The 26848-nt window shown below is 68.7% G+C and carries 26 protein-coding genes; 11 read left to right on the forward strand and 15 right to left on the reverse strand.

The window, feature by feature from the left end; all coding sequences use genetic code 11:
* Positions 1 to 15: 15 nt before the first annotated feature.
* Together ACCD06_RS30465 and ACCD06_RS30470 are read right to left on the reverse strand one after the other, a co-directional pair.
* Positions 16 to 807: a class II aldolase/adducin family protein gene (locus tag ACCD06_RS30465; RefSeq protein ID WP_413346215.1), complete on the reverse strand. Its 792-nt coding sequence runs from the start codon at positions 805 to 807 to the stop codon at positions 16 to 18.
* Between the two features lie 26 nt (positions 808 to 833).
* Positions 834 to 2156, reverse strand: a complete 1323-nt coding sequence (locus tag ACCD06_RS30470; RefSeq protein ID WP_413345855.1) for a M20 family metallopeptidase — start codon at positions 2154 to 2156, stop codon at positions 834 to 836.
* Positions 2157 to 2469: 313 nt separating this feature from the next.
* Here ACCD06_RS30470 and ACCD06_RS30475 point away from each other — a divergent pair, with 313 nt between their 5' ends.
* The 5 genes from ACCD06_RS30475 to ACCD06_RS30495 all read left to right on the forward strand — a co-directional run bounded on the left by ACCD06_RS30475 (position 2470) and on the right by ACCD06_RS30495 (position 7932).
* The gene (locus ACCD06_RS30475) at positions 2470 to 3477 is read left to right on the forward strand and encodes a LysR family transcriptional regulator (RefSeq protein WP_109073206.1); all 1008 of its coding nucleotides are present in this window, start codon (positions 2470 to 2472) and stop codon (positions 3475 to 3477) included.
* A gap of 82 nt (positions 3478 to 3559) precedes the next feature.
* Positions 3560 to 3736 carry a CsbD family protein gene (locus tag ACCD06_RS30480; protein WP_136701967.1) on the forward strand — a complete coding sequence of 59 codons (177 nt, stop codon included), beginning with the start codon at positions 3560 to 3562 and terminating at the stop codon, positions 3734 to 3736.
* Positions 3737 to 3796: 60 nt separating this feature from the next.
* On the forward strand, positions 3797 to 4660 hold the full coding sequence (locus ACCD06_RS30485; RefSeq protein WP_413345857.1) for a YihY/virulence factor BrkB family protein: 864 nt from the start codon (positions 3797 to 3799) through the stop codon (positions 4658 to 4660).
* Between the two features lie 5 nt (positions 4661 to 4665).
* Positions 4666 to 4926 (forward strand): GlsB/YeaQ/YmgE family stress response membrane protein, encoded by a 261-nt coding sequence (locus ACCD06_RS30490; RefSeq protein WP_413345859.1) that lies wholly within the window; start codon positions 4666 to 4668, stop codon positions 4924 to 4926.
* Positions 4927 to 5106: 180 nt separating this feature from the next.
* The gene (locus ACCD06_RS30495; protein WP_413345861.1) at positions 5107 to 7932 is read left to right on the forward strand and encodes a PAS domain S-box protein; all 2826 of its coding nucleotides are present in this window, start codon (positions 5107 to 5109) and stop codon (positions 7930 to 7932) included.
* Here the strand turns inward: ACCD06_RS30495 and ACCD06_RS30500 are convergent.
* A complete protein-coding gene (locus ACCD06_RS30500) occupies positions 7929 to 9422 on the reverse strand; it encodes a PLP-dependent aminotransferase family protein (protein ID WP_413345863.1) in 1494 nt (497 codons plus the stop codon). The two genes, ACCD06_RS30495 and ACCD06_RS30500, sit on opposite strands and share 4 nt — an antisense overlap.
* A gap of 136 nt (positions 9423 to 9558) precedes the next feature.
* On the opposite strand from ACCD06_RS30500, the gene ACCD06_RS30505 reads away from it, so the two are divergent.
* Positions 9559 to 10434: a DMT family transporter gene (locus tag ACCD06_RS30505; RefSeq protein WP_413345865.1), complete on the forward strand. Its 876-nt coding sequence runs from the start codon at positions 9559 to 9561 to the stop codon at positions 10432 to 10434.
* Between the two features lie 9 nt (positions 10435 to 10443).
* On the opposite strand, the gene ACCD06_RS30510 is transcribed toward ACCD06_RS30505, so the two are convergent.
* The gene (locus ACCD06_RS30510) at positions 10444 to 11928 is read right to left on the reverse strand and encodes an L-lactate permease (RefSeq protein WP_109073200.1); all 1485 of its coding nucleotides are present in this window, start codon (positions 11926 to 11928) and stop codon (positions 10444 to 10446) included.
* A gap of 185 nt (positions 11929 to 12113) precedes the next feature.
* On the opposite strand from ACCD06_RS30510, the gene vapB reads away from it, so the two are divergent.
* Together vapB and vapC are read left to right on the forward strand one after the other, a co-directional pair.
* On the forward strand, positions 12114 to 12338 hold the full coding sequence (gene vapB, locus ACCD06_RS30515) for a type II toxin-antitoxin system VapB family antitoxin (RefSeq protein WP_136701964.1): 225 nt from the start codon (positions 12114 to 12116) through the stop codon (positions 12336 to 12338).
* On the forward strand, positions 12338 to 12754 hold the full coding sequence (gene vapC, locus ACCD06_RS30520; RefSeq protein ID WP_109073198.1) for a type II toxin-antitoxin system tRNA(fMet)-specific endonuclease VapC: 417 nt from the start codon (positions 12338 to 12340) through the stop codon (positions 12752 to 12754). The genes vapB and vapC overlap by 1 nt, the downstream gene beginning before the upstream one ends.
* 39 nt (positions 12755 to 12793) lie before the next feature.
* Here the strand turns inward: vapC and ACCD06_RS30525 are convergent, their stop codons facing one another.
* Positions 12794 to 13567, reverse strand: coding sequence for an SDR family NAD(P)-dependent oxidoreductase (locus ACCD06_RS30525; RefSeq protein WP_109073197.1), 774 nt, complete (start codon positions 13565 to 13567; stop codon positions 12794 to 12796).
* A gap of 235 nt (positions 13568 to 13802) precedes the next feature.
* On the opposite strand from ACCD06_RS30525, the gene ACCD06_RS30530 reads away from it, so the two are divergent.
* Positions 13803 to 14285: a cupin domain-containing protein gene (locus tag ACCD06_RS30530; RefSeq protein WP_158281936.1), complete on the forward strand. Its 483-nt coding sequence runs from the start codon at positions 13803 to 13805 to the stop codon at positions 14283 to 14285.
* Positions 14286 to 14308: 23 nt separating this feature from the next.
* On the opposite strand, the gene ilvA is transcribed toward ACCD06_RS30530, so the two are convergent.
* Positions 14309 to 15871: a threonine ammonia-lyase, biosynthetic gene (gene ilvA, locus ACCD06_RS30535; RefSeq protein ID WP_109073195.1), complete on the reverse strand. Its 1563-nt coding sequence runs from the start codon at positions 15869 to 15871 to the stop codon at positions 14309 to 14311.
* A gap of 23 nt (positions 15872 to 15894) precedes the next feature.
* The gene (locus ACCD06_RS30540; RefSeq protein ID WP_109073194.1) at positions 15895 to 16833 is read right to left on the reverse strand and encodes a LysR family transcriptional regulator; all 939 of its coding nucleotides are present in this window, start codon (positions 16831 to 16833) and stop codon (positions 15895 to 15897) included.
* 153 nt (positions 16834 to 16986) lie between these two features.
* Between ACCD06_RS30540 and ACCD06_RS30545 the strand changes: the two genes are divergently transcribed.
* A complete protein-coding gene (locus ACCD06_RS30545; RefSeq protein WP_247871420.1) occupies positions 16987 to 18183 on the forward strand; it encodes an MFS transporter in 1197 nt (398 codons plus the stop codon).
* A 192-nt stretch (positions 18184 to 18375) separates the two neighbouring features.
* Positions 18376 to 19182 carry a class I SAM-dependent methyltransferase gene (locus tag ACCD06_RS30550; RefSeq protein WP_109073192.1) on the forward strand — a complete coding sequence of 269 codons (807 nt, stop codon included), beginning with the start codon at positions 18376 to 18378 and terminating at the stop codon, positions 19180 to 19182.
* Here the strand turns inward: ACCD06_RS30550 and ACCD06_RS30555 are convergent.
* From ACCD06_RS30555 to ACCD06_RS30590, 8 genes are all read right to left on the reverse strand, one after another.
* A complete protein-coding gene (locus ACCD06_RS30555) occupies positions 19172 to 20620 on the reverse strand; it encodes an FAD-binding oxidoreductase (protein WP_413345871.1) in 1449 nt (482 codons plus the stop codon). The two genes, ACCD06_RS30550 and ACCD06_RS30555, sit on opposite strands and share 11 nt — an antisense overlap.
* 5 nt (positions 20621 to 20625) lie before the next feature.
* Positions 20626 to 21333: an ABC transporter ATP-binding protein gene (locus tag ACCD06_RS30560; protein ID WP_109073190.1), complete on the reverse strand. Its 708-nt coding sequence runs from the start codon at positions 21331 to 21333 to the stop codon at positions 20626 to 20628.
* The gene (locus ACCD06_RS30565; protein WP_413345873.1) at positions 21326 to 22117 is read right to left on the reverse strand and encodes an ABC transporter ATP-binding protein; all 792 of its coding nucleotides are present in this window, start codon (positions 22115 to 22117) and stop codon (positions 21326 to 21328) included. Before ACCD06_RS30565 ends, ACCD06_RS30560 begins: the two co-directional genes overlap by 8 nt.
* Positions 22114 to 23118: a branched-chain amino acid ABC transporter permease gene (locus ACCD06_RS30570; RefSeq protein WP_109073188.1), complete on the reverse strand. Its 1005-nt coding sequence runs from the start codon at positions 23116 to 23118 to the stop codon at positions 22114 to 22116. The genes ACCD06_RS30565 and ACCD06_RS30570 overlap by 4 nt, the downstream gene beginning before the upstream one ends.
* Positions 23115 to 23993 (reverse strand): branched-chain amino acid ABC transporter permease, encoded by an 879-nt coding sequence (locus ACCD06_RS30575; protein WP_109073187.1) that lies wholly within the window; start codon positions 23991 to 23993, stop codon positions 23115 to 23117. Before ACCD06_RS30575 ends, ACCD06_RS30570 begins: the two co-directional genes overlap by 4 nt.
* Positions 23994 to 24187: 194 nt before the next feature.
* Positions 24188 to 25330 carry an ABC transporter substrate-binding protein gene (locus ACCD06_RS30580; protein ID WP_413345876.1) on the reverse strand — a complete coding sequence of 381 codons (1143 nt, stop codon included), beginning with the start codon at positions 25328 to 25330 and terminating at the stop codon, positions 24188 to 24190.
* A 105-nt stretch (positions 25331 to 25435) separates the two neighbouring features.
* Complete coding sequence (locus ACCD06_RS30585; protein ID WP_413345878.1) at positions 25436 to 26296, reverse strand: isocitrate lyase/PEP mutase family protein; 861 nt, start codon at positions 26294 to 26296, stop codon at positions 25436 to 25438.
* A complete protein-coding gene (locus ACCD06_RS30590; protein ID WP_413345880.1) occupies positions 26280 to 26843 on the reverse strand; it encodes a 3-isopropylmalate dehydratase in 564 nt (187 codons plus the stop codon). The genes ACCD06_RS30585 and ACCD06_RS30590 overlap by 17 nt, the downstream gene beginning before the upstream one ends.
* Positions 26844 to 26848: the final 5 nt, after the last annotated feature.

Consider the following 26848-nt stretch of genomic DNA (forward strand, 5'->3'; position numbering starts at 1 on the left):
GCAATCGCCTGTGCTTCACCGCGGCCCCACCGGCCCGGACGTGCTGTCCAGCCAGCGCAGCAGCGCGTCCCATTCCAGGACGCCGGCGCGGGGATAGGCGCGTTCATATTGCTGCGCCGTATGCTCGCAGACCTCCGGCGACGGATAGATCAGCGGACGGCCGCCGGCCATCGCCATGATCTGCTGCTTGCAGGCCTGCTCCAGGTAGTACATCAGCACCGCCGCCTCGGCGACGTCCTGGCCGGCGGTCAGCAGGCCGTGGTTGCGCAGGATCATGCTGTGGTGGCTGCCGAGATCGGCGACCAGCCGCTCCCGCTCGGCCAGATCCAAAGCGATGCCTTCGTAGGTGTGGTAGGCGATGCGGTTGTACCAGCGCAGCGAATGCTGGGTGATCGGCAGCAGCCCGTCGGCCTGGGCGCTGACCGCCATGCCGGCATCGGTGTGCAAGTGGATGACCGCGCCGACGTCCGGGCGGGCGTGGTGCACCGCGCTGTGGATGGTGAAGCCGGCGGGGTTGATGGCGTCGCCGTCGCGCCCATCCACCAGATTGCCGTCGATGTCGACCTTCACGAGGTTGTCGGGCGTGACCTCGTGGAACATCAGGCCATAGGGGTTGATCAGGAAATGGTCGGGCGTGTCGGGGATCCGCGCCGACATGTGGGTGTAGATCAGGTCGGTCATGCCCAGCCGGTCGAACAGCCGGTAGGCGGCGGCCAGATCGGTGCGCACCTTCCACTCCACGTCGGAATAGGTATGGCTGGTACGGGGGGCGTGGGCGGCGGTGGCGGTCAGCGTCTCGGCGATCATCGGGCGGGTCTCGTCGGGATTGGAGGTCAAACGGGTTCCAGGCCGCACCAGCCGGCGATGAACAGCGCCAGCACGCGGGTCACGTCGCGCAGGCTGTCCAGCGACACCGACTCGTCGATGCCGTGGATGCGCGTCGCCTCCGGCCCGTAGCAGGTGGCGGGCGTGTCGCCATAGAGCTGGAAGAAGCGGGCGTCGGTGGTGCAGGTCAGCGCCACCAGTTCCGGATCGCCGCCGCGCACGGCGCGATGGCTGTCGGCCAGCATGGTGACCAGCGGATGGGCCGGGTCGATCTCGCAGCCGGCGGCCTGGAAGCCGTTCCACTGCAGTTCGATGCCGACGCCGGAAAGGGCCGGGTCGTTGGAGCGCGCCAGCTCCACCGCCCGGGTGACCTCGGCGCGGACCGCCTCCGGCTCCTGCCCGGGGAAGAAGCCGAGCCGGAGGTCGAGCGCGCAGCGCGTCGGGACTGACGACGGCCACTCACCGCCCTCGATCCGGCCGAGATTGACGTTGACGGGATGGGCATGGCCACAGAAGGCGGGGTGGCGGCAGGACGGCTCGTTCCACCGCACCTCCAGCGCCTTCAGATGGGCGGCCAGGGCATAGGCCGCCTCGATGGCGTTCACACCCGCCGAGGTGTCCAGCACATGGGCCGGCGTGCCGGTCAGCACCAGCCGCAGCCACATCACCCCGACCTGGGCGATGGAGATGGAGTGGTTGAACGGCTCCGGGATCACGGCGGCGTCGGCGCGGTAGCCGCGATGCAGGCAGGCGAGAGCGCCGTTGCCGGTGCACTCCTCCTCGATCACCGACTGCAGATAGACCGGGGCGGCCGGCTGGTAGCCCAGCGTGCGCAGGGCGGCGAAGGCGGCGGTGTAGGCGGCGATGCCGGCCTTCATGTCGCCGGCGCCGCGGCCGTAGAGGCGACCGTCGGCGATGCGCGGCTCGAAGGGCGGGGTGGTCCACAGCTCCGCCGGGCCGGCCGGCACGACGTCGATGTGGCCGTTCAGGATCAGCGAGCGGCCCTTCGCCTCACGCGGCTTGTGCACGCCGACGACATTCTCGCGCCCGGCATAGGCGCCGGGGAGAACCGGCGGCGAGAAGCCGGGCATGCGGGAGATCGCCTGCTCGTCGATGTCGAAGCGGTCGACCTCCAGCCCCAGCGCGGCGAAGCGGTCGGCCATCAGCGCCTGCGCCCCGGCCTCCTCCCCCAGCAGCGAGGGCTGGCGGACGAGGTCGGTCAGATGCGACACGCACCCGCCCTGCGCCGCGTCGGCGGCTTCCAGGATCGCGGCGCGCAGGCCGGTGTCCGGCAACGCATGGTCGAGACGGTCGGCCGTATCTCGTGTCATTCAGAATCCTCTTCGCCATTGCAGCAGGACTGCGCAGGCTGGTGGAAAAAGACGAGGCAGTGGCGTCGCAGCCTATCCCCAATGGATATGGCCGCCATATCGGCGCGTTATGCAGTGTCCGGTTTGGCGATGTTTGAGGGTCGCCATGTGTCGATTAGGCGACGAACAAATCGATCAGGCAAATAAGCATTTTTCATTTTGCCCATGAATCTGATTTATGCCGCAGTTGCTCACAGCACGATCATGTGCGTAGAATTTGGGCGGCGGCAGGGATGCACCGGAATCGGGCACCGATGAAGAAGGCAGGGCGTTGATGGAAAGCGAGGCGGAACGGCAGGCATTGGCCCGTCTGGGCCAGCAGATGGACTGGAACCTGCTGCGCACATTCATGGTGATCGTGCAGGAAGGGAGCTTCACCAAGGCTGCGGTCCGCCTGTTTTTGACGCAGCCGGCGGTCAGCCTCGCGCTGAAACGGCTGGAGGAACAGCTTGGCCGCACCCTGATCGACCGCGGCCCCGGACGTTTCGCCGTCACCGCCGCCGGCGAGCAGGTCTATGACGAGGCGGTGTCGATCCATGCCACCGTGTCCCGGCTGGGCGCCCTGGTGCGCGACGCCAAGGACGAGATCAGCGGCCATGTCCATATCCTGATGACCAGCCGGATCCAGACCCCGCTGCTCGACCGCTCGCTGCGGGAGTTCCACCGGATGTACCCGCAGGTGACCTTCCGCATCGACGTGATGGCGTCGGCCGACGCGCACATCGCGTTGCAGCAGCGGGTCGGCGCGATGGCGATCTGTCTGCTCCGCGAACCGATCCCCGGCCTGTCCAGCCAGATCTTCCTGCGCCAGACCTACCGGCTCTATTGCGGCCCCGGATTCCGCCTGTTCGGCCAGCACGACATCGACATCGCCGAACTGCGGCACGAGAATTTCGTCTCCTTCACCTCCGACCAGATCGACGGCGCCCTGTCGCCGCTGACCCTGTTCCGCGCGCGGGAGGGGTTCGCCGGCCGTGTCGTCGCGTCGTCCGCCAATCTGGAGGAGGTGCGGCGCATGATTCTCTGCGGCCTCGGCATCGGCCCGCTGCCGGAACACATCGCCGCCCGCGACGTCGATGACGGGCTGCTGTGGGAACTGCCGCCCTACGAAGGCATCGCGCCGGTCAACGTCCACCTGATCTGGAACGACCAAGCCAAACCGAACCGCGCCGAGCGGGCGTTCCTGGAGTATCTGCAAACGGCGTTGGCGACGGCGCCGGCCAGGGAATTGGCCGGAGAGGCGGCGGAATCGCCGCCGCTGGCGACGTCACAGCCGCTCTGACCGTAACGATACCTCCGCTCGGCGGTTGTTGTGACGACGGCCGGCTTCATCCCCGGCCGCCCCCCGAAATCAGGAGGACGTCATGGATAAGAATCGCACTGAAGGCGCCATGGACAAGGCCAAGGGCAGCATCAAGAAGGGCGTCGGCGAGGTCACCGGCGACGAGAAGATGAAGGCCGAAGGCGCGGCCGACAAGACGAAGGGCAAGGCCGAGAGTGCCGTCGGCGGCGTCAAGGACGCCCTGAAGGGCAAGAGCTGAGGCGACGAGGCCCCGCGGCACGGTCGCTGCGGGGCCTCCCCCCACCAGGGAAAGCCCGCCATGCTCAGTGGGGTCTCGCCCGGACGCTTCCTCCGGGACCTCTATCGCGCGACGACCGAGGACAATGTCTTCAACGGAGCCGCCGCACTCGGTTTCTACCTGACGCTCGCCCTGTTCCCGGCGCTGATCGCGACGATGAGCATCATCCCCTATCTGCCCATCGACAATGTGGATCGGGCGATCATGGATCTGCTGGGGCAGGCGCTGCCCGATCAGGCGTCCGGCATGGTCCGCGACGTGGTGGGGCAGGTGACGGGGGAGCGGCGCGGCGGGTTGCTGTCCTTCGGCCTGCTGGGAACGGTGTGGGCGACCACCACCGGCATGTATGCCGTGATGCAGCAGCTCAACATCACCTATGACGTGAAGGAGGCGCGGAGTTTCCTGCACGCCCGGCTGGTGGCGCTGGGATTGAGCCTTCTGTTCGAAGTGCTGGTGATCGGCGCCTTCTCGCTGATCGTGCTGGGCGGCATCCTGCAGGACTGGATCGGCGACCGGTACGGCTTTTCCGGCCTGTTGCTGACGTTTTTCGCGACCTTCCGCTGGGTCGTCATCGTCCTGGCCCTGCTGCTGGGCTTGGCGGTGATCTACCGCTATGGCCCGAACGTCAGGGAGCGCTTCGTCTTCATCACCCCCGGCAGCGTGGTCGGCGCCGCCCTGCTGATCGCCGCCTCGCTGGGCTTCTCGCTCTATGCCGGCCATTTCGCCGATTACGACGCCACCTACGGCAGCATCGGCGCGGTCATCACGCTGATGCTCTGGCTCTACATCGCCGGGCTGGTGATCCTCCTCGGTTCGGAAATCAACGTTCTGTGGAGGCGATACGGCGGCAGCCGACACCAACGACCACTCACCGCAAAGGAGTAACGGCCATGGGTATCATCGCTTGGATCATCCTGGGCCTGATCGCGGGCTTCATCGCCTCCAAGATCGTGAACAATTCGGGCCAGGGTGTCATGATGGACATCGTGCTGGGAATCGTCGGCGCGCTGGTCGGCGGCTTCCTCGTGAGCATCATCGGCGGCGCCGGGATCACCGGCTTCAACATCTGGAGCATTCTGGTCGCCATCTTCGGCGCCATCGTCGTCCTGTGGATTTACCACGCGGTCGCGGGCCGGCGGACGGTGGGCTGACGATTGGACAGCTATCACAATGCTCCGTCGGCATGGGATAAGCTGTCCATTCGACTCCGATCACCCGACCGTATTGATGAACGTCCAAGGTTATCCGCTTCCTGCCGGCGCCGGACGGCGCCGGTGAGGCCTCTACCGGCCGGGGATTCTCCGCCCGTCTTTCCGACCGGGGCGGGAGAGATGGGTTCGCTCATGCACGGCCATGACTGGGCGGCCACGCCGCTCGGCGCGATGGAGGGCTGGCCGCAGGACCTGCGCGCCACGGTCCGTCTGATGCTGCGGTCGCGGCAGGCGATGTTCATCGGCTGGGGAGCGGACGTCACCTTCCTCTACAACGACGCCTATCTGAACATTCTCGGACCCCGTCACCCGCAGGCGCTGGGCCGGCCGATGAGCGAGGTCTGGCCCGACGCCTGGCCGCAGGTCCGTGACCTCGTCCGCCGCGTCTATGACGGCGAGCCGTTGCTGCAAGAGGATTTGCGCATCCCGCTGGTGCGGCACGGAGCGGCCGAGGATTGCTATTTCACCTTCTCCTACACGCCGATCGCCGATGAGGCCGGGCGGACCGGCGGCTTCCTCTGCATCGTCGCCGAGACGACGTCGGCGGTGGAGCGCGTGCGGACGGAAGAGGAGGTGCGGCGCGCCAACGAACGGCTGCGGGCGGAGGGCGAGCGGCTGCGGGCGCTGTTCCGGCAGGCGCCGGGCTTCATGTATGTCTGGCGCGGGCCCGACCATGTCTTCGAGATGGCGAACGACGCCTATTTCGACCTGATCGGCCGCCGCGACATCATCGGCAAACCGGCGCGGGAAGCGCTGCCGGAGATCGTCGGCCAGGGCTTCTTCGAACTGGCCGATCAGGTTTATGCGGCGGGGGAGCCCTTCGTCGGCGAGGGGATGCCGGCGCGGATCGCCCGGCGGCCCGGCGCGCCGCTGGAGGAGCGTTTCGTCACCTTCGTCCTCCAGCCGATCCGCGACGACCAGGGTCAGGTCATGGGCCTGTTCGTCCAGGGCAGCGACGTGACGGGCATGAAGCGGACGGAGGAGGCGCTGCGCGAGAGCCAGCAGCGGCTGCACATCGCCCAGGATGCCGGCGGGATCGGCACCTTCGAACTGCGCGCCGACGGCATGCTGGCGGTGTCGCCCGAATTCTGCCGGCTGTGGGGCATCGGGGAACGCCCGCTGGTGCGGCTGGAGGAATTGGTCGCCCTGATCCACCCGGATGATCGGCCCAATCTGAACACGCTGCGGCCCGGACAGGTGCCGACGGATGGGCTGGGCTATGTCGAATACCGCATCAATCGGCCGGACAGTGGGGCGGAGCGCTGGATCGCCCGGCGGGCGCAGGCGGTCATGGGAGGCCGGGACGGCGAGGAGACGCGGATTCTCGGCGCCTGCTACGACATCACCGACCGCAAATGCGCCGAAGACGCACTGCGCGCGCTGAATGCGACGCTGGAGCAGCGCGTAGCGGAGCGGACCGCCGACCGCGACCGCATGTGGCGGCTGTCCACCGACGTCATGCTGGTGGCCCGGTTCGACGGCACGATGACCGCGGTCAACCCGGCCTGGACAACCCTGCTCGGCTGGGACGAGGCGGAGCTGCAGAACGCGGATTTCCTCAAATTCATCCATCCCGCCGACCGCGCGGCGACCGTGGCGGAGGTCGGCCGGCTGAAATCGGGCCTGACCACCCTGCGGTTCGAGAACCGCTATCGCCACAAGGACGGATCCTATCGCTGGATCTCCTGGACCGCGGTGCCGGACGACCGCTTCATCCACGCGGTGGGACGCGACGTGACGGCGCGCAAGGACTCCGAGGCGGCGCTGCGCCGGGCCGAGGATCAGCTGCGTCAGGCGCAGAAGATGGAGGCGATCGGCCAGCTGACCGGCGGCGTGGCGCATGACTTCAACAACCTGCTCCAGGCGCTCAGCAGCTGCCTGACCATGATCGGCCGCCGCAGCGCCGAGCCGAAGCTGGCGCCGCTGCTGGAGGCGGGCATGCAGGCGGTCGACCGTGGCGCCAAGCTGGTGCAGCAGTTGATGGGCTTCGCCCGCCGAAACAGCCTGCGCCAGGAGCCGATCGACGTGCGCGACCGCGTGCTCGGCATGGCCGGATTGCTGGAACGCGCCATGCGCGCCGACATCCGGCTGGAAACCCGCTTCGCCCCCGGCCTCCGCCCGATCGAGGCGGACCCGACGCAGTTCGAACTCGCCCTCATCAACATGGCGGTGAACGCGCGCGACGCGATGCCGGAGGGGGGTACGCTGTCCATCGAGGCGGAGAACCTGACGCTCGGTCCCGGCGATGCGTCAGGATTGAATGGGGAGGGATTGGAGGGGCGGTTCCTGCGTCTGACGGTCGCCGACACCGGGACGGGAATGGCGCCGGAGGTGGCGGCGAAGGCGTTCGACCCCTTCTTCACCACCAAGGAGGTCGGCAAGGGCTCCGGCCTCGGTCTGGCGCAGGTCTATGGGCTGGCTCGGCAGGCGGGCGGCACCGTCTGGATCGAAAGCCGGCCGGGGGAGGGAACCCGCATCGTCCTGCTGCTGCGCGCCACGGCGCGGGTGCCGCGGGCGCCGGCCGTTTCCGCCGACGTTTCCGCCGACGTGGCCGGGCCGTTCATCACGGGTGCGCGGGTGCTGATGGTGGAGGACGATCCGGTCGTCGCCTCCTCCGTCGCGGCGGCGCTGGAGGAAAGCGGCTGGACCGTTCTGCGCGCCGGCTCCGCCGACGAGGCGCTGCCGTTGCTGGCCGGCGACGAGCGGATCGACCTGCTCTTTTCCGACGTGGTGATGCCGGGCCGGCTGAGCGGCATCGACCTCAGCCGCGATGCGGCGATCCTGCGCCCCGGCCTGCCGGTGGTGCTGACCACCGGCTACAGCGAGGATGTGGCGCGCACCGAAGGCATCGCCGTGCTGTCGAAGCCCTACCGGATCGACACGCTGCTGCAGGCGCTGCACAAGGCGGTGGGGAAGGTCCCCTCTCCCCCCCGGGGAGAGGGTTAGGGTGAGGGGGGCGCGCGGCGGCACTCTTCCAAAAATCCAGTATGTGCATCCCCCTCACCCCGACCCTCTCCCCGGGGGGGAGAGGGAGTATTCGCCATCGCCCGTCCCAAAGCCTCGAAGACGCGCGGGTCACCCATCTGGGCGACGTTGAAGCGCAGAAACCCGGATGCCGATCGCGAGACGCTGAACACGTTGCCGGGGGCGAGCACGACGTTGTCACGGAGGGCGGCGCGGGCGACGTCGGCGGCGTCAAGCCCGTCCGGCAGGCCGCACCAGAGATAGAAGCCGCCGCGCGGCATCAGCCATGGCCGCAGGCCGAGCGCTTCCAGCCGGTTGGCCGTCTCGCGCCGAAGCCGCGCCAGTCGGCGGCGGAGACCGTCGAGATGCTTGCGATAGCTGCCGTCGTTCAAGGTCGCAAGGACGAGTTCGGCCGCGGCCGGGCTGGGGCCGCCGAAATTCGTCGCCACCTGCAGATCGACCAGCGCCTCCACCCACTCCGGCCGCGCCGCGATGTAGCCGCAGCGGATCGAGGCGGACAGCGTCTTGGAGAAGCTGCCGATCCGGATGACGCGGGCCAGCCCGTCGAGGGCGGCGAGGCGGGGTGACGGCTCCGGCTCGAAGCCGGCGAAGATGTCGTCCTCGACGATGGTGAGGGTATCGGCGGCAGGATCATGGGCTGCGGCGGCGCAGAGCAGCCGGTGGGCGGTCTGCGGCGTCATCGTCGCGCCGGTCGGGTTGTGGAGCGCCGAGTTGGTGATGTAGAGGCGTGGCCGGTGCGTCGCCAGCGCCTGGGCGAACAGGTCGGTGTCCGGACCGGTTCGGGTATAGGGCACGCCGACCACCCGCGCCTGATGGGCGCGCAACAGGGCCTGGAAATTGAAATAGCACGGGTCGTCGACCAGCACCGTGTCGCCCGGCCGCAGCAGGAAGCGGCAGATCAGGTCGATGGCCTGGGTTCCCGAGGCGGTCAGCAGGATCTGGTCGGCGCCCGCCGCCATCCCTTCGTCGGCGAACTGGCGCGCCAGCAGCCGGCGCAGCGGCAGCGATCCGCGCGTGCCGCCATAATCCGCCAGCAGCCCGTCGTCGGCGCGCGCGAGCTGGCGGATCGCCCGGCGGATCGCCGCGTTCGGCATCCAGTCGGCCGGCAGCCAGCCGCATCCCGGCTTCAGCATGTCGGCCCCGGCATCCAGCGACTGCCGCGACACCCAGAAGGGATCGATGGCGCGGTCGAGCCGTGGCTCCGCCTCGGCCAAGGCCAGCGGCGGCGTGGCGCCGGCCACATAGAAGCCGGACCCCGGCCGCGACCGGATCACGCCTTCCGCCGCCAGCCGGTCGTAGGCCTCCACCACGGTCGAGGCCGACACGCCCATGGTGGCGGCGAAGCTGCGGATCGAGGGCAGCTTTTCCCCCGGCGACAGGGTGCGGCTCGCCATCCTGCGGCGGATCGCGTCCATCACCTCGCCGGTTCGCGTGCCCGTTCTGCCCGTCATGGCTCCACCACAGGAAGGTGTACTGCTCTGTAAACCAGTACAGTTCGGCGGAATTGTATTGGACTGTCGCTGTCGCCGCCAGCATCCATCGCGCTAGCATCGCGGTGCGAAGTCGGAGGCAGAAAAGGAAGACGGGATGCGACGGTCGACAGAGGGACAAGGGGCGGCGGGATGGGGCAGCGGGCTGCTCGGCGTGCTCATCTTCAGCGGGTCGCTGCCGGCGACGCGGGTTGCGGTCGGCAGCTTCACGCCGCTGTTCCTGACGGCGGCGCGGGCGGTGATCGCGGCGGCCCTGGCGGCGGCGCTGCTGGCGCTGCTGCGGCAGGTACGGCCGGCGCGCCGCGACCTGCCCTCGCTCGCCATCGTGGCGCTGGGCGTCGTCGCCGGCTTTCCGCTGCTGACCGCATTGGCGCTCCAGCACATCACGTCGGCGCAGTCGATCGTCTTCATCGGCCTGCTGCCGCTCGCCACCGCCCTGTTCGGGGTGCTGCGGGCCAGGGAGCGGCCACGCCCCGCCTTCTGGCTGTTCGCAACGGCGGGAAGCCTGACCGTCGCCGGTTTCGCCCTGTGGCAGGGCGGCGGCGCGTCGCTGGCCGGCGACCTGCTGATGGTTCTGGCGATCCTGCTCTGTGGACTGGGCTATGCCGAGGGGGCGGCCTTGTCGCGCCGGCTGGGCGGCTGGCAGGTGATCTCGTGGGCCTTGCTGCTGGCGCTGCCGGCGATGGCTGTGGCGGCGCTGGCGACCATGCCGGACGACTGGACCGGCATCGCGGCGCCGGCCTGGATCGGGCTCGGCTATGTTTCGGTGTTCAGCATGCTGGTGGGCTTCGTCTTCTGGTATCGCGGGCTGGCGCTGGGCGGCATCGCCGGTGTCGGGCAGCTGCAGCTGCTCCAGCCCGCCTTCGGCCTGATCCTGGCCGGGCTGCTGCTGGGCGAGCCGGTGGCCTGGACCATGATCGCCGCCGCCGGGCTGGTCGTGCTGTGCGTTGCCGGGGCGAAGCGGTTCGCCTGAGCGGGGTGGTTAAACCAGGCCCTGAGCCTTGACGCCGGCCATCACAACGATGACGGCGAGCAGGGCGAGAACGGTCGCCAGCCCGATCGGCAGGGCGCGGCGGTAGATCGCTCCCTCCGACCGCTCCAGCCCGACAAGACCGGCGGCCAGCACGATGCGGCCGGGGGTGAGCATGGTGCAGATGCTTCCCGACACGGTCTGGATCGCCGCGATCAGCATCGACGGCAGGCCGCTTTCGGCGGCGAGGCTCAACTGGATGTGCATCATCAGGGCGTTGGATGCGGTGTTGGAGCCGGTCAGCATCCCGGCGGCGGCGCCGAAAATCGGGCTGGCCAACACGGCGAAGCGTCCAGCCGCCTCGCGCCAGGCCTCGCCGAACATCGCCGCCCCGCCGGACGCGGCCATGAAGGTGGCGAACTCGACGAAGACCAGCGTGGCCGCCATCGGCACCAGGGCGGCGCGCAGGGAAGTCCGAACCACCTTCCCGGCCTCGGTCGACGAGAGGCCGGACAGCAGGATGCCGGCGATCAGCACCAGCCATGTCGCCGGATGGCGCAGCAGCGCCAGCGGAGCGAGGCCGTTGAACGGGTCGAGCACCAGCCACCGCCCGGTCCAGTCCGACAGCGGCGGCAGCAGGCGGGTCGCCATCAGCGCAGCGATCAGCAGCCCGTAAGGCCAGAGCCGCCCGACCAGATCGCGGACGCGGATGCCGCTGCGCAGCAGGCGCGGCCCCTCCACCACCAGCAACAGCAGACCGGTCGCCAGCCCGCCGCCCAGTTCCGGCGCGACTAACAGGTTGGTGAGCCAGATCAGCCCGGCCAAACAAAGAAGGAGCGCAACGTCCGACACCCGGTCGGCAAAGCTGGAGCGCAGCCCGGAGGAATGGATCAGCCCCCAGAACACCGGCAGAAGACAGGGCAGAACCACCGCCATCAGCAGGGCACTGGCCGTTCCGAGTTCGGTGAAGGACACGCCGATCAACTCGGCCCCGACCCGGGTGCCGACGCCCATCGCGCCCCAGGCGGCCAGCACCTGACTGAACAGGCCGAGTGCCGCGGACTGCACCGGCGGCAGCCCGATGGTGCGCAGCATGGCGAGGGCGACCACCAGCCCGACGCCGAAGCCGGTCACCGACTCCGCGAAGGGGCCGACCAGGAAGCAGGCGACGAAGACGGCGCGCCGGCGGTTCTCCTGCGCGACCGCGGCGGACCGGGCGCCGCGCGCCTCGAAGGCGCGGTGGAACAGCAGTCCGGCGGCGATGATCGACATCGCGTGCCATGCCAGCCACGCGCCTTCCCCCGCCTTGGTTGCCGCCCCCATGAGCACCATCCCCAGCACCGGGCCGGCCGACGGCTGGGCCGCGGCCATGGTGACGACCATCGTGACGAGCGCCAGCGCCATGCCGACGATCCCGGCGAACAGCAGGCTGACACGGCGGGAGGCGAGCAGCAGGATCGTGCCGACGAGCGGCATCATATGGAAGGCAAGGGGCATGGTGGGGCAGGCGCGTTCCGGTATGAGAGTGCCGGCGCGGGACCTTGGCCGGGGTTAATGCATACTAATATATCTGCGGTGGCGCAACAATCTGCGTCGGCTGTGGTGACCGCGTGCCGGGACATCGGTTTCTTGACGCGCAAACAGCGGGGATATACGATGGGGATATACAATGGAGGTGCGCCATGACGGTCCGGACGTCCCTGTTCCAGTCCAACCGCACTCAGGCCGTTCGTCTGCCCAAGGACGTGTCGTTTCCTGCGCATGTCCGCGAGGTGGTCATCCTGCGTGATGGCGCGCGGCGGCTGATCGTGCCGGCCGATAGCGTGTGGGACGATTTCTTCCAGTCTCCCGGCATCGCTTTCCCCGACCGCGACCAGCCGGAGATGCAGGAACGCGAGGCGTGGTGATGCTGCGCTACATGCTGGACACCAATGTCTGTATCCGCGTCCTGCGCGACCGTCCACAGAGTGCCCGCGTCAGGTTCAATGCGGAGGCGGACGGCCTGTGCATCTCGACGGTGACGCTGGCGGAACTTCTGCACGGTGCGGCCAAATCCGACCACCCGGCCGAGAAACGCCGGGAGGTCGAACGGCTGACCGCCCGACTGGAGGTGCTGCCCTTCGACGACGAGGCGGCCGGACATTACGGGGACATCCGGGCCGATCTGGAGCGCCGGGGCTGCGTGATCGGCCCGTATGATCTGATGATCGCCGGCCATGCGCGCAGCCGCGGACTCGTCGTGATCACGGGTAATCTTGGCGAGTTCGACCGTGTGGCGGGCCTGCGGTGCGAGGACTGGCTGGACGAACCGCGTGGGTCCTGACCGGATCGCCCGCCGCCGTCCGGTCCTGCGGGCCCGGCCTCAGGCCGGCGTGTCGCGGTGGATCTTGAACGGCGCCCAGGACTGGCTCACCGGCATGATCTCGACGCTGTTGATGTTGACGTGCGGCGGCAGGGAGACCACCCAGCGCACCGTCTCGGCGATGTCCTCCGGCTGCAGCGGGTTGGCGCCGGCATAGAGCGCGTCGTAGGCGTCCTTGTTGCCGCCGGTGCGCACCAGGGTGAATTCGCTTTCCGCCAGACCGGGCTCGATGGAGGTCACGCGCACGCCCTGGGCCGACAGGTCGCTGCGCAGGCCGAGCGAGAATTGCCGGACGAAGGCCTTGGTGCCGCCATAGACGTTGCCGCCGGGATAGGGCCAGTTGGAGGCGACGGAGGCGAGATTGACGATCAGCCCGCGCTGGGCGATCAGCCGGGCCAGCAGCAGCCGGGTGATCGTCACCAGCCCGGTGACGTTGGTGTCGATCATCGTCCGCCACTGCTCCAGGTCGCAGTCCTGCGCCGCCGCGGTACCGAGCGCCAGACCGGCATTGTTGACCAGGACGGAGATGTCGGCGAACTCCTGCGGCAGCGACTCCAGCGCGGCGCGGGTCGCCTCCTCGTCGCGGATGTCGAAGCACAGCGGGTGGACCACCGCCGGCCCGCCCAGCGCCTCGACCAGGGCATCAAGCCGATCCTGGCGCCGGCCGGTGGCGACGATCCGCCAACCTTCCGCGACCAGCCGCCGGGCGATGGCATCGCCGAAGCCGGAGGTGGCGCCGGTGACGATTGCCGTTTTCGGGGCGATGTTCGACATTGTGTAATCTTTCCTCATGACGGTTGGACGCTCAGGCCCGGCGAAGGGGTCGATAGCCCCGACCATAGCACGGCCGGCGCGGTTAGAACGTCGGCCGCGCTCCGGGTCCGGTGCCGCCGCATCGGGGCACGTCGGCTTTGACAGGATCGGGACGGTGGTGCAACGATTCGCATGCAGTATCGCATCGCTGCCGCCTTCGACCCTCCAATCTCCTACGGATCGGGAAGCACCCTTCATGATGTTCCGTCTGTTGTCCGCTGCCGGCCTTCTCCTGTCGTCCGTGGCGATGCCCGCGGTGGCGGCGACCGATACGTCTTCGACTCCATCGCCCACCCAGCCGATGGCGGTGAGCTGCACGGTCCTGCTGCCGCCGGCCCCGGTTCCGGGCCTGCCGGGAACCTTGCGCATGGTGGAAAAGCTGACGGTCCCGCCCGGGTCCGACGCCCACCGGCACAAGCACGACATCGACGAGATGATGGAGGTGGTGAGCGGAAGCGGGCGTCTGTCCATCGACGGCAAGCCGGACGTGGAGTTGAAACCCGGCGTCGTGGTGGAAATTCAGCCCGGCACGCTTCACCAGCAGCACAACGGCAGCGAAACCGAGCCGCTCGTCTACACCGCCACCTTCATCGGCAAGGCGGGCGCGCACATGCTGACCCGTTACACCGGCGAGAAGGACCGCACCGCCGGCTGTCCGCACACCCTGCCGAAGAAATAGGGAGCTGCGTCACTCCGGCCACATCAGTCCGACCGGGGTTCTGCCAGGAACAGCCGATAGGCCGGGTTGCCGCTCTCGTCCCAGTAGGGGTATCCGAGATCGTCTAGGCAGCGCCGGAACCGCGTGCGGTCCTTTTCCGGCACCTGGATCCCGGCCAGAACCCGCCCGTAATCGGCGCCATGGTTGCGGTAGTGGAAGAGCGAGATGTTCCAGTCCTGCGCCAAGCCATTCAGGAACTTCAGCAGGGCGCCCGGCCGTTCCGGGAACTGGAAGCGGTAGAGCAACTCGTCCTTCAGCCCGCGCACCCGGCCGCCGACCATGTAGCGGACATGGAGCTTCGCCATCTCGTTGTCGCTCATGTCCAGCACCGGGCAGTCCAGGCCACGCAGCAACTCGATGATCTGGCGCTTTTCCGCGTCGCCCTCGGTCAGCTGGACGCCGACGAAGATCTGCGCCTCGCGGTCGTCGGCATAGCGATAGTTGAACTCGGTGATCGACCGCTTGCCCAGCGCCTGGATGAACTGCCGGTAGGCGCCGGGGCGTTCCGGGATGGTGACCGCCAGCAGCGCCTCGCGCCGTTCGCCGATCTCCGCCCGTTCGGCGATGTGGCGCAGCCGGTCGAAGTTCATGTTGGCGCCGCTGCCGATCGCCACCAGACCCTTGCCCTGCAGCCCTTCGCGCTCCGCGTATTTCTTGAGGCCGGCCAGACCGACCGCGCCCGACGGTTCGGTGATGGCGCGGGTGTCTTCGAAGATGTCCTTGACGGCGGCGCAGATCTCGTCGGTGTTGACGGTGATGACCTCGTCCAGCAGCTCGCTGCACAGCCGGAAGGTCTCGGATCCGACCTGACGAACCGCAACGCCGTCGGCGAACAGCCCGACCTGATCGAGCTGCACGCGCTTTCCCGCCGCGATGGCCGCGCCCATGCTGGCCGCGTCGTCGGGCTCCACGCCGATCACCTTCACGTCGGGACGCAGGAACTTGACGTAGGCGGCCACGCCGGCGGCCAGCCCGCCGCCGCCGATCTGCACGAAGATGGCGTCCAGCGGGTGCGGGTGCTGGCGCAGGATCTCCATGCCGACGGTGCCCTGGCCGGCGATCACGTCGGGGTCGTCATAGGGGTGGATGAAGGTCAGACCCTTCTCCGCCTCGATCTGCCGGGCATGGAGATAGGCGTCGTCGAAGACGTCGCCATGCAGCACGACCTTGCCGCCGCGGCTCTTGACCGCCTGGACCTTGATGGCCGGCGTCGTCCGCGGCATGACGATCACCGCCTTGATCCCCAGCTTCTGCGCCGACAGCGCAACGCCCTGCGCATGGTTGCCGGCCGACGCGCAGACCACCCCGCGCTCCCGCGCCTCCGGCGACAGGCCGACCATCTTGTTGTAGGCGCCGCGCAGCTTGAAGGAGAAGACGGGCTGCAAATCCTCGCGCTTCAGCAGCGCGATGTTGTTCAGGCGCTGCGACAGCCGCGGCATCGGATCGAGCGGGCTTTCGATGGCGACGTCGTAGACGCGCGCGGTGAGGATCTTGCGGACATACTCGTGCATGAACATCGGCCTTCCTGAACAGGTCGCGGCGACCATAGCAAATCCGGCGCGGTCTTGCGCTAGGGAGCCTGGACCGCGCGGAAGGCGAGAGGCACGGCGATGCGCATCACCTCGATGAAACGGCGCAGGCGGGCCGGCTGGTGGCGGGACGGCGGATAGACCAGACTGACGGGCAGGGTTGCCGCCCGCCAGTCCGGCGCCAGTTGCACCAGCCGCCGCGCCGCCAGATCGTCCACCAGCGCCCATTGCGAGCCGATGGCGGCGCCCAGCCCGAGAATCGCCGCGTTGCGGATCGCCTGCAACCCGTCGGTGGACAGGCGCGGTCGGATGGGGAAGCGGGCCGTCTCGCCGGTTCCGGCATGGGTCAGCTCCACCTCGTCCCGGTAGAAGGTGCGCAGAGCCAGCCAAGGCAGCTCCGCCAGCTCGTCCGGATGCCGCGGCAACGGCCGGTCGCCGAGCAGGTCGGGGGAGGCGACGACGATCCGCGGCACCTCCGCCAGCCGCAGGGCGACGACCGACGGGTCGGCCACCTCGCCGACGCGGATGGCGCAGTCGATGCCCTCGCCGATGAAGTCCGGCATGCGGTCGTGCAGGAACCACTCCACCGTCATCCGCGGGTAACGGCGCAGGTAATCGGCCACCGGCCCGATCAACTGCTGCTGCCCGAAGGCGTGCGGCGCAACGATCCGCAGATGGCCTGTGGGCTGGTCGTCGGCGCCGCGCACGTCGCTTTCCAGCATCTGCCAGCCCGCCAGCAGATCCTTGGCCCGCTCGTAGCAGCGGGTTCCGTCTTCGGTCAGGTTCATGCGGTGGGTGGAGCGTTGCAGCAGCCGGATGCCCAGCAGCCGCTCCAGCTGTTGCAGCCGTCGGCTGACCGTCGGCTGGGTGCTGCCCATCTGCGCCGCGGCGGCCGACAGGCTGCCGGACTCGACGATGCGGACGAAGGTCTCAAGCAGGGCGATGCGGTCGCTGCCGACCGCGGAAAGATCAGCGCTCATACGTACAACGTATAGCAAATCTACACGTGCTTCGACTACCGTCCGATCGGACCGGCCGCCATACTCCCCCTCAATCACGCACTCGCACCTCCTTGAGGGGATAAACCGATGTCAACCATTCAATCCGCGCATGCGACGCCGATGGCAAATCCGATGCCCCTGGTGTCCGCGCGCGACAGCGGAATGAGCCGGCCGCTGGTGTTCCTGCTGGCGGCGGGCGCCGGTCTGGCGGCGGCGTCGCTCTATTACAGCCAGCCCATGCTGGGCGTTCTCGGCGCCGACATCGGCGCGGCGGACCGGACGGTCGGCTGGGTGCCGACGCTGACGCAGCTGGGATACGCCTTCGGCATCCTGCTGCTGGCGCCGCTGGGCGACCGCTTCGACCGCCGCCGCATCATCCTGGCGAAGGTGGCGGTCCTGGTCGCGGCGCTGCTGGCGGCGGGCTTCGCGCCGTCCATCGGCGGGCTGCTGGCGGCCAGCCTGGTGATGGGCCTGTCGGCGACGCTGGCGCAGGACATCGTGCCCGCCGCCGCGACGCTGGCGCCGGCCGAACATCGCGGACGGGTGGTCGGCACGGTGATGACCGGGCTGCTGCTGGGCATCCTGCTGTCGCGGGTGGTCAGCGGCGTCATCGCCGAGCAGTTCGGCTGGCGCGCCGTGTTCGTCGCCGCCGCCGGCAGCATCGCCCTGCTGGGGGCCGCCCTGTGGCGCGGGCTGCCGCGCTTCACGCCGACGACCGATCTGGGATATGGCGAACTGCTGGGGTCGCTGGTCACCCTGTGGGGCAATCATCCGGGCCTGCGCCGGGCGGCCATCGCGCAGGGCCTGCTGTCGCTGGGCTTCAGCGCCTTCTGGTCGACGCTGGCGGTGATGCTGCATGGCGCGCCGTTCCATCTGGGTGCCGCCGCCGCGGGTGCCTTCGGTCTGGCCGGCGCGGCGGGTGCGCTGGTGGCGCCGGTCGCCGGCCGCATCGCCGACCGCCGCGGCCCGGCCATGATGACCCGGCTGGGCGCCGGTCTGGCCGTGGTTTCCTTTGCCGCCATGACCCTGTCGCCGCTGCTGCCCGAGGGTGCCCGCCTGTGGCTGCTGGTGGCGAGCGCCATCGGCTTCGACCTGGGCGTCCAGGCTTCACTGATCGCCCACCAGACCATCGTCTACGGCATCGACCCGGCCGCCCGCAGCCGCCTGAACGCGGTGCTGATGGTCGGCATGTTCATCGGCATGGCCGCTGGCGCCACCTTGGGCAGTCAGGCGCTGGCCGCCTGGGGCTGGAACGGCGTGGTCGCCGTCGCCACCGCCGCCTCGGCCGCCGCGCTGGCCCTGCGGCTCTTCACCAAATCGGACCGCTGATCGCTGCTTTCTTGGTGAAGACTTCAAGCCTCCCGGAGTTGTGCGACACCGCACAAGTCCGGGAGGCTTCGCCGTCGCGAATTCGTCGAACGGCGGACCCAAGGGGAATGCTCCCGCCCTCCAAAGGGCTGTCGTAAGCGCCATCGCCGGGGAATAAGCTTTTCAATCCCACATGCGGAAATGGGGGGTGTCATGGCCGAGATCGACAAGGCATTCGCGGGGGCGATCCCGGCGCTCTATGACCGCTATCTCGGCCCCCTCATCTTCGAGCCCTATGCGCGCGATCTGGCCGCCCGGCTTGCGGGAATGGAGGGTCGGATTCTGGAAACCGCGGCCGGAACCGGGATCGTGACGCGCGCCCTGGTCCAGACCCTTCCGTCCGGCATCGACATCGTCGCCACCGACCTCAACCAGCCGATGCTCGACCACGCGGCGCAAAAGCTCGACGCGCCGCAGGTGACGTGGCGGCAGGCCAACGCGCTGAGCCTGCCGTTCGAGAATGCCGGCTTCGATGCGGTCGTCTGCCAGTTCGGCGCGATGTTCTTCCCGGACAAGCCGGCGGGTTTCGCCGAAGCGCGCCGGGTGCTGAAGCCGGGCGGCCGCTTCCTGTTCAGCGTGTGGGACCGCATCGAGGAAAACGAGATCACGGCGGTCGTGGATGCCGCCGTCGCGGCTGCCTTCCCGGACGACCCGCCCCGCTTCGTCGCGCGCACGCCCCACGGCTATTACGACAAGGAGCAGATCCGCGAGGAGCTTCGCGGGGTGGGATTCGCCGATATCCGGATCGAGACCGTCACCCTCCGCGGCCGGGCTGCCTCGCCCGCCGATCCCGCCATCGGATTCTGCAAGGGAACGCCCCTGCGCCTTGAGATCGAGGCGCGGGATGCCGGCCGTCTCGACGAAGTGACGGACCTCGCCGCCGAGGCCGTCGCCCGGCATTTCGGCGACGGCCCGATCGACGGCAAGATCCAGGCGCATGTGATAACGGCTATTGCCTGACCCCTCGGCGCGGGTCGGCCGCCACCACCTTGCCCGGATTCATCAGTCCTTGCGGGTCGAACAGGCGCTTGATGCCCTGCATCAGCGCCATCTCCGCCGGTCCCTTGAAGGCGGCGAGCGCGTCACGCATGCTCTGGCCGATGCCATGCTCGGCGCTAATGGTGCCGCCGAGTTCGATGGCTTCGCGGTGGACCGCGGCGCTGATCGCGTGGGCGATGCGGTCCAGCGGTTCGGCCGATGCCCGGAGGCTTTCCGGCAGGATGGCGACCAGATGGATGTTGCCGTCGCCGATATGACCCACCGCCACGACGCGGGCGTCCGGCCGTACCGCCGCGATGGCCGCGGTGGCGCGGGTGACGAAGTCGGGGATGCGGGCGACCGGCACCGCGGTGTCGTGGCCGATGACGATGCCGCTCTTGCGATTGGCCTCCGACACGCTGTGGCGCAGCTTCCACATCGCCTCGGCCTGGGCATGGCTGCGGGCCACGGCGGCGTCGGCGATGCAGCCGTCCTCCAGCCCGGTCGCCAGCAGCTCTTCGAGCCTTTCAACAAGCTCCAGGCCGGACAACGGGTCGGTGATCTCGACCAGCAGATACCACGGCATGATTGTGGTGAGCGGCCGGACCGTGCCGGGCACATGGGCAAGCACCGCGGCCAGTTGTGGTTCCGACAGGACTTCCGCCGTGGTTACCCGATCGCCCAGCGTGCCGCGCAGCCGGGCGAAGACCTGCAAGGCCGACTCCAGAGACGGCAGGGCGATGAAGCCGGTGGCGACGCTCTGCGGGCGCGGAAACAGCTTCAGCGTTGCCGCGGTGACGATGCCCAGCGTGCCCTCCGCCCCGATGAACAGGTGTTTCAGGGCATAGCCGGTGTTGTCCTTGCGCAGGGCGCGCAGCCCGTTCCACAGCGTGCCGTCGGGCAGAACCACCTCCAGCCCCAGCACGAGGTCGCGCATCGGGCCATAGCGCAGGACGGCGGTGCCGCCGGCGTTGGTCGCGATGGTGCCGCCGATCTGGCAGCTGCCCTCGCTGCCCAGGCTCATCGGGAACAGCCGGCCGGCCTCCTCGGCGGCGGCCTGGACGGCGGCCAGGGTGCAGCCGGCCTCCACCGTCAGGCTGTCGCCGATCGGATCGACCCCGCGGATGCGGTTGAGGCGCGACAGGCACAACACGAGGCTGCGGCCGGTGTTATCGGGAATGGCGCCGCCGACCACGCCGGTGTTGCCACCCTGCGGCACCAGCGGCGTGCCCGTCTCGCCGCACAGCCGGACGATGGCCGCCACCTGTGCCGCATCGGCCGGGCGGAGCACCGCCAGCGCGGCGCCACGGTAGCGTCCGCGCCAGTCCGCCAGGAAGGGCGCCGTGTCCGCCGGATCGACCAGCACATGCGCCGACCCGAGGATCGTCCGCGCCCGCTCCACCACCTCCATGCCTGACATGGCCGTCACAGCCCGAGATAGGCGGTCTTGATGCGCGGATCGGCCAGCAGGGTCTTGGCCGAATCCTCCATCACCACCCGCCCGGTCTCCAGCACATAGGCGCGGTCGGCCAGTCGCAGCGCCAGATCCACCCGCTGTTCGACCAGCAGGATGGTGATGCCGGCGCCGTGCAGGTTCTTGATGGTGTCGGCCAGCGTGTCGACGATGATCGGCGCCAGCCCCAGCGTCGGCTCGTCCAGCATCAGGCATTTCGGATTGGCCATCAGGCCGCGGCCGAAGGCGACAAGCTGCTGCTGCCCGCCGCTCATCGTGCCGGCCTTCTGGGTGCGGCGTTCGGCCAGGATGGGGAACAGCTCGTAGACCCAGCGCAGCCGCTCGGCGAAGCCCATGCTGCCCGGCCGGCCGCGCAGAGCGCCCAGCTCCAGATGCTCCAGCACCGTCATTTCGGGGAAAAGCTGGCGGCCTTCCGGCACATGGACCAGCCCGCGTTCGATCACCTGATGCGGCGCCAGCCGGTCGATGCGCTCGCCGTCGAAGGTGATCGTTCCACCGCTCGGCCGCAGCAGGGCGGAGATCGCCTTCAGCGTCGTCGTCTTGCCGGCGCCGTTGGAACCGACCAGGGTGACCAGTTCCCCTTCCTCGACGGTCAGGGAGACGTTGTGGACCGCCTCGCGGTGGCCATAGCGGACCTTCAGACCTTCGACCTTAAGCATCGACCGGCTCCCGTCCCAGATACACGCGGATCACTTCGGGGTCGTTCAGCACCTGTGCCGGCGCCCCTTCGGCGATCTTCACCCCATGGTCCAGCACCACCAGCCGGTCGCAGACGCTGGCGACCACCCGCATGTGATGCTCGACCAGAAGCACGGTGACGCCGCGGGCGCGGATGCGGCGGATCATCTCCACCAGCCGCTGGCCCTCCTCCGGGTTCATGCCGGCGGCCGGCTCGTCCAGCAGCAGCAGGCGCGGCTCGGCGGCGAGCGCGATGGCGATCTCCAGCCGGCGCTGCTCGCCGTAGGACATGGCGTCGGCCAGCGTGTCGGCCCGGTGGTCGAGATCGCAGAAGGCCAGGATCTCCATGGCCTTGCGCCGAAGCTCCGCCTCTTCCCGGCGATAAGCGGCGTTGCGCAGGATGGCGGCGCCCCAGCCGGTCCGCGTCGTGCGGTAGGCGGCGCTGCGCACATTGTCGAGCGCCGTCAGGCTGGGGAACAGGCTGGTGATCTGGAAGGTCCGCGAGACGCCGCGCTGGCCCATGACGTGCGACGGTGCGCCGGTGCAGTCGGTGCCGTCGAAGCGGATGCTGCCCGACGACGGCGGCAGCGAGCCGCCCAGCATGTTGAATAGCGTCGTCTTGCCGGCGCCGTTCGGCCCGATCAGCCCAACCACCTCGCCGGCCTTGACCGTCATGGTGACGTCGCGGACCGCGGTCAGGCCGCCGAAGATGCGGGTCAGGTTGCTGACCGCCAGGATTTCGCCTGCGTTGGCGGCGGGGTTCATTTCGCACCTCCCTCGGTGCTGGGCAGGCCGGTGGGCGCCGCCGGCTGGGTGTTCTCCGACTTATGGGCGTTGCGCCAGCGCTGCCACAGGCTGACCAAGCCGCCCGGCAGGAAGACGACGGTGCCGGTCAGCAGGGCCGCGAAGATGACCATTCGCAGCGGACCGGCGACGCGCAGCGATTCCAGCAGGCCGATATAGACCAGCGCCCCCAGGATCGGCCCCAGGATGGTGCCGCGCCCGCCGATGATGACGACGATGATGAGGGCGGCGACATTGTGGACGCCCATGATGTCGGGGGTGATGACGCGGATGTAGTGGGCGTAGATGGCGCCGCCGATGCCGGCGATGGCGGTGGCGGCGACGAAGCCCAGCAGCTTCGTATGGAAGACGTTGATGCCGAGCGAGGCGGCGAGCGGCGCATTCTCGCGCACCGCCAGGAAGGCGCGGCCGGTGCGGCTGCCGACCAGCGCGTGGCAGAGCCAGGCGGTCGCCAGCACCAGCGCCAGCACCAGATAATAGGTCGGGCGGGCGCTGTCGAAGGCCAGCGGACCGATCGCCATCGGCGGGATGTCGGTGATGCCCATGGGCCCGCGCGTCAGGTCCACCCAATGGTTGGTGATGGTGAACAGGATGGCGCCGAAGCCCAGAGTCAGGATGGCGAACTGCGGACCGACCACCCGCAGGGCGGCATAGCCGATCACCAGACCGAACGCCGCCGCCACCAGCCCGGCCAGCGGCAGCCCAAGCAGCGGCGGCAGGCCGAGCTGCGTTGAGAGGATGGCGGAGGTGTAGGCGCCGACACCGACGAAGGCGGCATGGCCGAAGGTGAGTTCGCCGAGATAGCCGATGACGATGTTGAGGCTGAGCGCCAGCAGCGCATACAGCATCCACAGCACCAGCAGATGTTCCAGATAGGCGTTGCCGGCCAGGAAGGGCAGGACGGCCAATGCGGCCACGCCGCCGGCGATGGCCAGGGTTTGGCCGTGGGAGTTGGTGTTCATCGCAGACCCCGCGCCGTGCTGAACAGGCCGTTGGGGCGCCACAGCAGGACCGCGATGATCATCGCGTAGCCGATCGCCTCCATGAAGCCGAGGGAGATGTAGCCGCCGCCCAGCGATTCGATGACGCCCAGCAGCAGGCCGGCGAACAGGGCGCCGGTGACGCTGCCCAGACCGCCCATGATGACGACGATGAAGCCCTTCAGCACCGCCCAGTTGCCGATGGTCGGGAAGATCATCACGGTGGGACCGACCAGCGCGCCCGACAGCGCCGCCAGCCCGCAGGCCAGCGCGAAGGTGTAGGTGTGGACCAGCCCGATGTTGATGCCGGTCAGCGCCGCGCCGTCCGGATTCTGCGCCGTCGCCCGCATCATCTTGCCGAAGCGCGAATAGCGGATGAACAGATAGACCGCGATCAGCGCCACCACCGCGGCGGCGAAGACCAGCACGCGCTGCTGGGTCAGCGTCACCGTGCCGATGTCCAGCACCTCGTCGGCGAAGGGGCTCTCGACATATTTCGGATCGGCGCCGAACAGCAGCTCGCCGCCGTTGGCGATCAGCAGGGCGAGGCCGAGGCTGGACAGCAGGATGGTGAATTCATGGTCGCGGCGCAGCGGCCAGAAGATCAGCTTGTTGGCGACGACGCCGAGCCCCGCCACCACCACGGCCGAGATCGCCGCCGCAGCGATATAGTCGAGCCCGAGCAGGGTACCGACGAAATAGGTGATGTAGGCGCCGAGCATATAGAACTCGCCATGGGCGAAATTCACGATGCGCAGCACCCCGAAGACCAGCGTCAGCCCGGTGGCGATGAGCACATAGGCCATCCCGTTGACCAGGCCGTTCGCGATCTGCTGGGCGAAGACGGTGAAATCCATGTCGATTCTTCCTGTCGGGAGTCCCCCTCTCCCGCCCCGGGAGAGGGAAGGGGCCCGCCGCGCAGCGGTGGGAAGGGTGAGGGGTGATCCAAGGAACCATGCGGTTCGGGATTCTTGGACTCCCCCTCACCCTCCCCACTTCGTGGGTCCCCTCCCTCTCCCGGGACGGGAGAGGGCTTTTTGCTGCCGGCCCCTCAGTCCCGGACGCTGACGATCTGCTTCTTCTGGACCTGCACCAGATGGATCGCCTGGCTCGCCTGCCCCTTGTCGGAGAAGCGCAGGTCGCCCATCACGGTCGGGACCGTCTGCGACTTCAGGGCTGCGGCGATCTTGTCGTAGGCGCGCGGGTCGCCGCCGGCGGCGTCGATGCCGAAGGCCAGAACCTGAACCGCCTGGGCGCCGAGCGCGGCGATGAAGGACGGATCGTTCTTGTAGTCCTTGCTGTATTCCGTCAGCCACGGCTTCAGCGACGGGGCGCTGCCGTCCGCGGTGAAGGGAGAGGCCGAATAGACCTGTTCCAGCGAATTCCCGGACAGCTCGACCAGCTTCGGGTTCATGTTGCCGGCCGACGCGATGACCTTGCCGCGATAGCCGGTCTGCTTGATCTGCCGGTAGATCGTCGCACCCTGCGAGGTGTTGATCGCCGCGACATAGATCGCGTCGGCGTTCAGCGACTTCAGCTTGGTCAGGGCGGTGGTGAAGTCGGTGTCGGTGCGGTTATAGAACTCGTGCCCCTTCACCTCGATCCCGCATGCGGTCAGCAGCTTGGTGTAGTTCTCCAGCTCCAGCCGGCCCCAGTCGTCGTTGACGTTCATGAAGGCGATGGATTTGGGCTTGATGCGGTCGCAGATCGCCTTCGAATAGAACTCCGACATCATCGCCGAGGTGGCGTTCAGGCGGAACAGGTACTTGTGCCCCTCCTCCGTCACCTTCGGGTGCTGGGAGCTGGTCATGACGGTGATGATCTTGTCGCGCGTCACTTCCTTCATCGACAGGGCGACGGCGCTGAACCAGCCGCCGATGATCATGTCGACGTTGTCCTGCTCCATCGCCCGCTTGGCGGCGCTGACGCCGTCCTCGGGGGACCCCTTGTCGTCGTAGGTCAGCAGCTCGATCTTGCGGCCGCCGGCGACGCCGCCCTTGGCGTTGATGACCGCCGCCATCGCCTGCGCGCCTTCCAGGCCGAGCTGGCCTTCGAAGGCGCCGGTGCCGCTCATCGGGCCGATGAGGGCAATGCGGACCGGGGGCTGCTGCGCCTGAGCGCCGGTGGTGCCGGCGACGGGAATGGCGAGGGCCAGGGCCGCCGCGGCGGCAAGGAGAGTGCGCCTACCGAACATGGGGTTCCTCCGTGGGTTGGTCGTCTTTTGGTTGGCCGTCTTTTGCCCGGCCGGCTTTTGATTTCCCCTTAGTCCCGGCGGGTGGTGCGCGCCGGCAAAGGATCGTCAGGCGGTTTTCAGGTAGCGCTTCTGCAGTTCCTCGATCTGCGGGAAGCCGATGAAGTCGATGAAGCTGTTGTGGTCGGTCACCGGCCGCGGCAAATCGCGGGTGGAGCGGCGTTCGGCCAGCGCCGCCAGATTCTCCTTCAGCGCCGAGGCGACGGTCATCAGCGGCACCAGCGCGTAGGTCGCCATGCCCGCAACCTCCTCCACTTCGTCGGCCGACAGCTTTTCCAGCCAGCCGAGAAGCTGCAGCGACAGCGGCACGCCGACGGCCTCGCGCATGGCGCGCAAGCCCTCGATGTCCTTGAAGCACTTGCTGATCGGCTGGATCATGTCGGCGCCGGCGGCGACATAGGCGCGCCCGCGCTCCATCGCGGCGGCCGGATCGACGACGTCGGTGCGGGCGATGATCAGCATGTTGGGATCGCGCCGGGCCTCGACCGCCGCCTGGATCTTGGCGACGCCCTCGTCCATCGGGATCACCTCGACCCCGCCGACGCAGATCGGGCAGCGCTTGGGCGCCACCTGGTCCTCCATGATGACGGCGGAGACGCCCGATGCCTCGAACTCGCGGATCGTGCGCATCACGTTGATGGCGTTGCCGTATCCGGTGTCGATGTCGGCGATGACCGGGACATTGACCGCCGACACCACGTTGCGGACCACCGTCAGGTTTTCCGACATGGTGTACAGCTCGGCATCCGGCTGGCCGAGGAAAGAGGCCGATACGCCGAAGCCCGAGGTCATCAGCGCGTCGAAGCCGGCCGCCTCGATGAAGCGGGCGGACAGGGCGTCATAGGCGCCGGCCGACCAGACGGTCTTCTGCGCCAGCACGCGGTTGCGGAATTCAGAGCCCCGAGACATTGGCATGGTCCTTCTGTTCGCGTTGCTGGGCCGCCTGCCGCTTCAGGAAGGGGACGAGACCGCCGGCCTCGATCATCTCGGCATCCGCCTGCGGCAGCGGCTCATAGGGAATTTCGGTGCCTTGGGTGTGGTTGCGGACCACGCCCGCCGCCCAGTCCACCTCGATCTCGTCCCAGCGTTGGACGAAGCCGAGGATCCCGGGGCAGCTGACCTGCGGGAAGCCCATGCTGACCTCGCCGCGCCAATAGCCGGGGGAGAAGGACTCCGCGATGACCCCGGCGATGCCGAGGTGGCGCATCGCCTTCATCGGCGGGTAGTGCGGGTGGCCGTAGCCGAAATTGTCGGCGCCGACCAGCAGGTCGCCCGGCCGCACCGACTTGGCGAAATCCGGGTCGTAGGCCTGCATGGCGAGCTGCGCCAGCTCGGCCACGTCGGTGATCTTGATGTTCTTGACGCCGACGATCTGGTCGACGTCGAAATTCACCTCGTCGAAGATGAAGGCGACGCGGCCCTTCATCACCGGCATTTGAAGTGTGGCTTCGCTCATCGCCG

Source organism: Azospirillum sp. CT11-132, assembly GCF_047302835.1.
In the GTDB taxonomy this organism is placed as follows: Bacteria; Pseudomonadota; Alphaproteobacteria; order Azospirillales; family Azospirillaceae; genus Azospirillum.

Coding starts and splice junctions, on each gene's coding strand:
- ACCD06_RS30465 (WP_413346215.1), bottom strand. CDS start 807: ATGATCGCCGAGACGCTGACCGCCACCGCCGCCCACGCCCCCCGTACC.
- ACCD06_RS30470 (WP_413345855.1), bottom strand. CDS start 2,156: ATGACACGAGATACGGCCGACCGTCTCGACCATGCGTTGCCGGACACC.
- ACCD06_RS30475 (WP_109073206.1), top strand. CDS start 2,470: ATGGAAAGCGAGGCGGAACGGCAGGCATTGGCCCGTCTGGGCCAGCAG.
- ACCD06_RS30480 (WP_136701967.1), top strand. CDS start 3,560: ATGGATAAGAATCGCACTGAAGGCGCCATGGACAAGGCCAAGGGCAGC.
- ACCD06_RS30485 (WP_413345857.1), top strand. CDS start 3,797: ATGCTCAGTGGGGTCTCGCCCGGACGCTTCCTCCGGGACCTCTATCGC.
- ACCD06_RS30490 (WP_413345859.1), top strand. CDS start 4,666: ATGGGTATCATCGCTTGGATCATCCTGGGCCTGATCGCGGGCTTCATC.
- ACCD06_RS30495 (WP_413345861.1), top strand. CDS start 5,107: ATGGGTTCGCTCATGCACGGCCATGACTGGGCGGCCACGCCGCTCGGC.
- ACCD06_RS30500 (WP_413345863.1), bottom strand. CDS start 9,422: ATGACGGGCAGAACGGGCACGCGAACCGGCGAGGTGATGGACGCGATC.
- ACCD06_RS30505 (WP_413345865.1), top strand. CDS start 9,559: ATGCGACGGTCGACAGAGGGACAAGGGGCGGCGGGATGGGGCAGCGGG.
- ACCD06_RS30510 (WP_109073200.1), bottom strand. CDS start 11,928: ATGCCCCTTGCCTTCCATATGATGCCGCTCGTCGGCACGATCCTGCTG.
- vapB (WP_136701964.1), top strand. CDS start 12,114: ATGACGGTCCGGACGTCCCTGTTCCAGTCCAACCGCACTCAGGCCGTT.
- vapC (WP_109073198.1), top strand. CDS start 12,338: ATGCTGCGCTACATGCTGGACACCAATGTCTGTATCCGCGTCCTGCGC.
- ACCD06_RS30525 (WP_109073197.1), bottom strand. CDS start 13,567: ATGTCGAACATCGCCCCGAAAACGGCAATCGTCACCGGCGCCACCTCC.
- ACCD06_RS30530 (WP_158281936.1), top strand. CDS start 13,803: ATGATGTTCCGTCTGTTGTCCGCTGCCGGCCTTCTCCTGTCGTCCGTG.
- ilvA (WP_109073195.1), bottom strand. CDS start 15,871: ATGGTCGCCGCGACCTGTTCAGGAAGGCCGATGTTCATGCACGAGTAT.
- ACCD06_RS30540 (WP_109073194.1), bottom strand. CDS start 16,833: ATGAGCGCTGATCTTTCCGCGGTCGGCAGCGACCGCATCGCCCTGCTT.
- ACCD06_RS30545 (WP_247871420.1), top strand. CDS start 16,987: ATGCCCCTGGTGTCCGCGCGCGACAGCGGAATGAGCCGGCCGCTGGTG.
- ACCD06_RS30550 (WP_109073192.1), top strand. CDS start 18,376: ATGGCCGAGATCGACAAGGCATTCGCGGGGGCGATCCCGGCGCTCTAT.
- ACCD06_RS30555 (WP_413345871.1), bottom strand. CDS start 20,620: ATGTCAGGCATGGAGGTGGTGGAGCGGGCGCGGACGATCCTCGGGTCG.
- ACCD06_RS30560 (WP_109073190.1), bottom strand. CDS start 21,333: ATGCTTAAGGTCGAAGGTCTGAAGGTCCGCTATGGCCACCGCGAGGCG.
- ACCD06_RS30565 (WP_413345873.1), bottom strand. CDS start 22,117: ATGAACCCCGCCGCCAACGCAGGCGAAATCCTGGCGGTCAGCAACCTG.
- ACCD06_RS30570 (WP_109073188.1), bottom strand. CDS start 23,118: ATGAACACCAACTCCCACGGCCAAACCCTGGCCATCGCCGGCGGCGTG.
- ACCD06_RS30575 (WP_109073187.1), bottom strand. CDS start 23,993: ATGGATTTCACCGTCTTCGCCCAGCAGATCGCGAACGGCCTGGTCAAC.
- ACCD06_RS30580 (WP_413345876.1), bottom strand. CDS start 25,330: ATGTTCGGTAGGCGCACTCTCCTTGCCGCCGCGGCGGCCCTGGCCCTC.
- ACCD06_RS30585 (WP_413345878.1), bottom strand. CDS start 26,296: ATGTCTCGGGGCTCTGAATTCCGCAACCGCGTGCTGGCGCAGAAGACC.
- ACCD06_RS30590 (WP_413345880.1), bottom strand. CDS start 26,843: ATGAGCGAAGCCACACTTCAAATGCCGGTGATGAAGGGCCGCGTCGCC.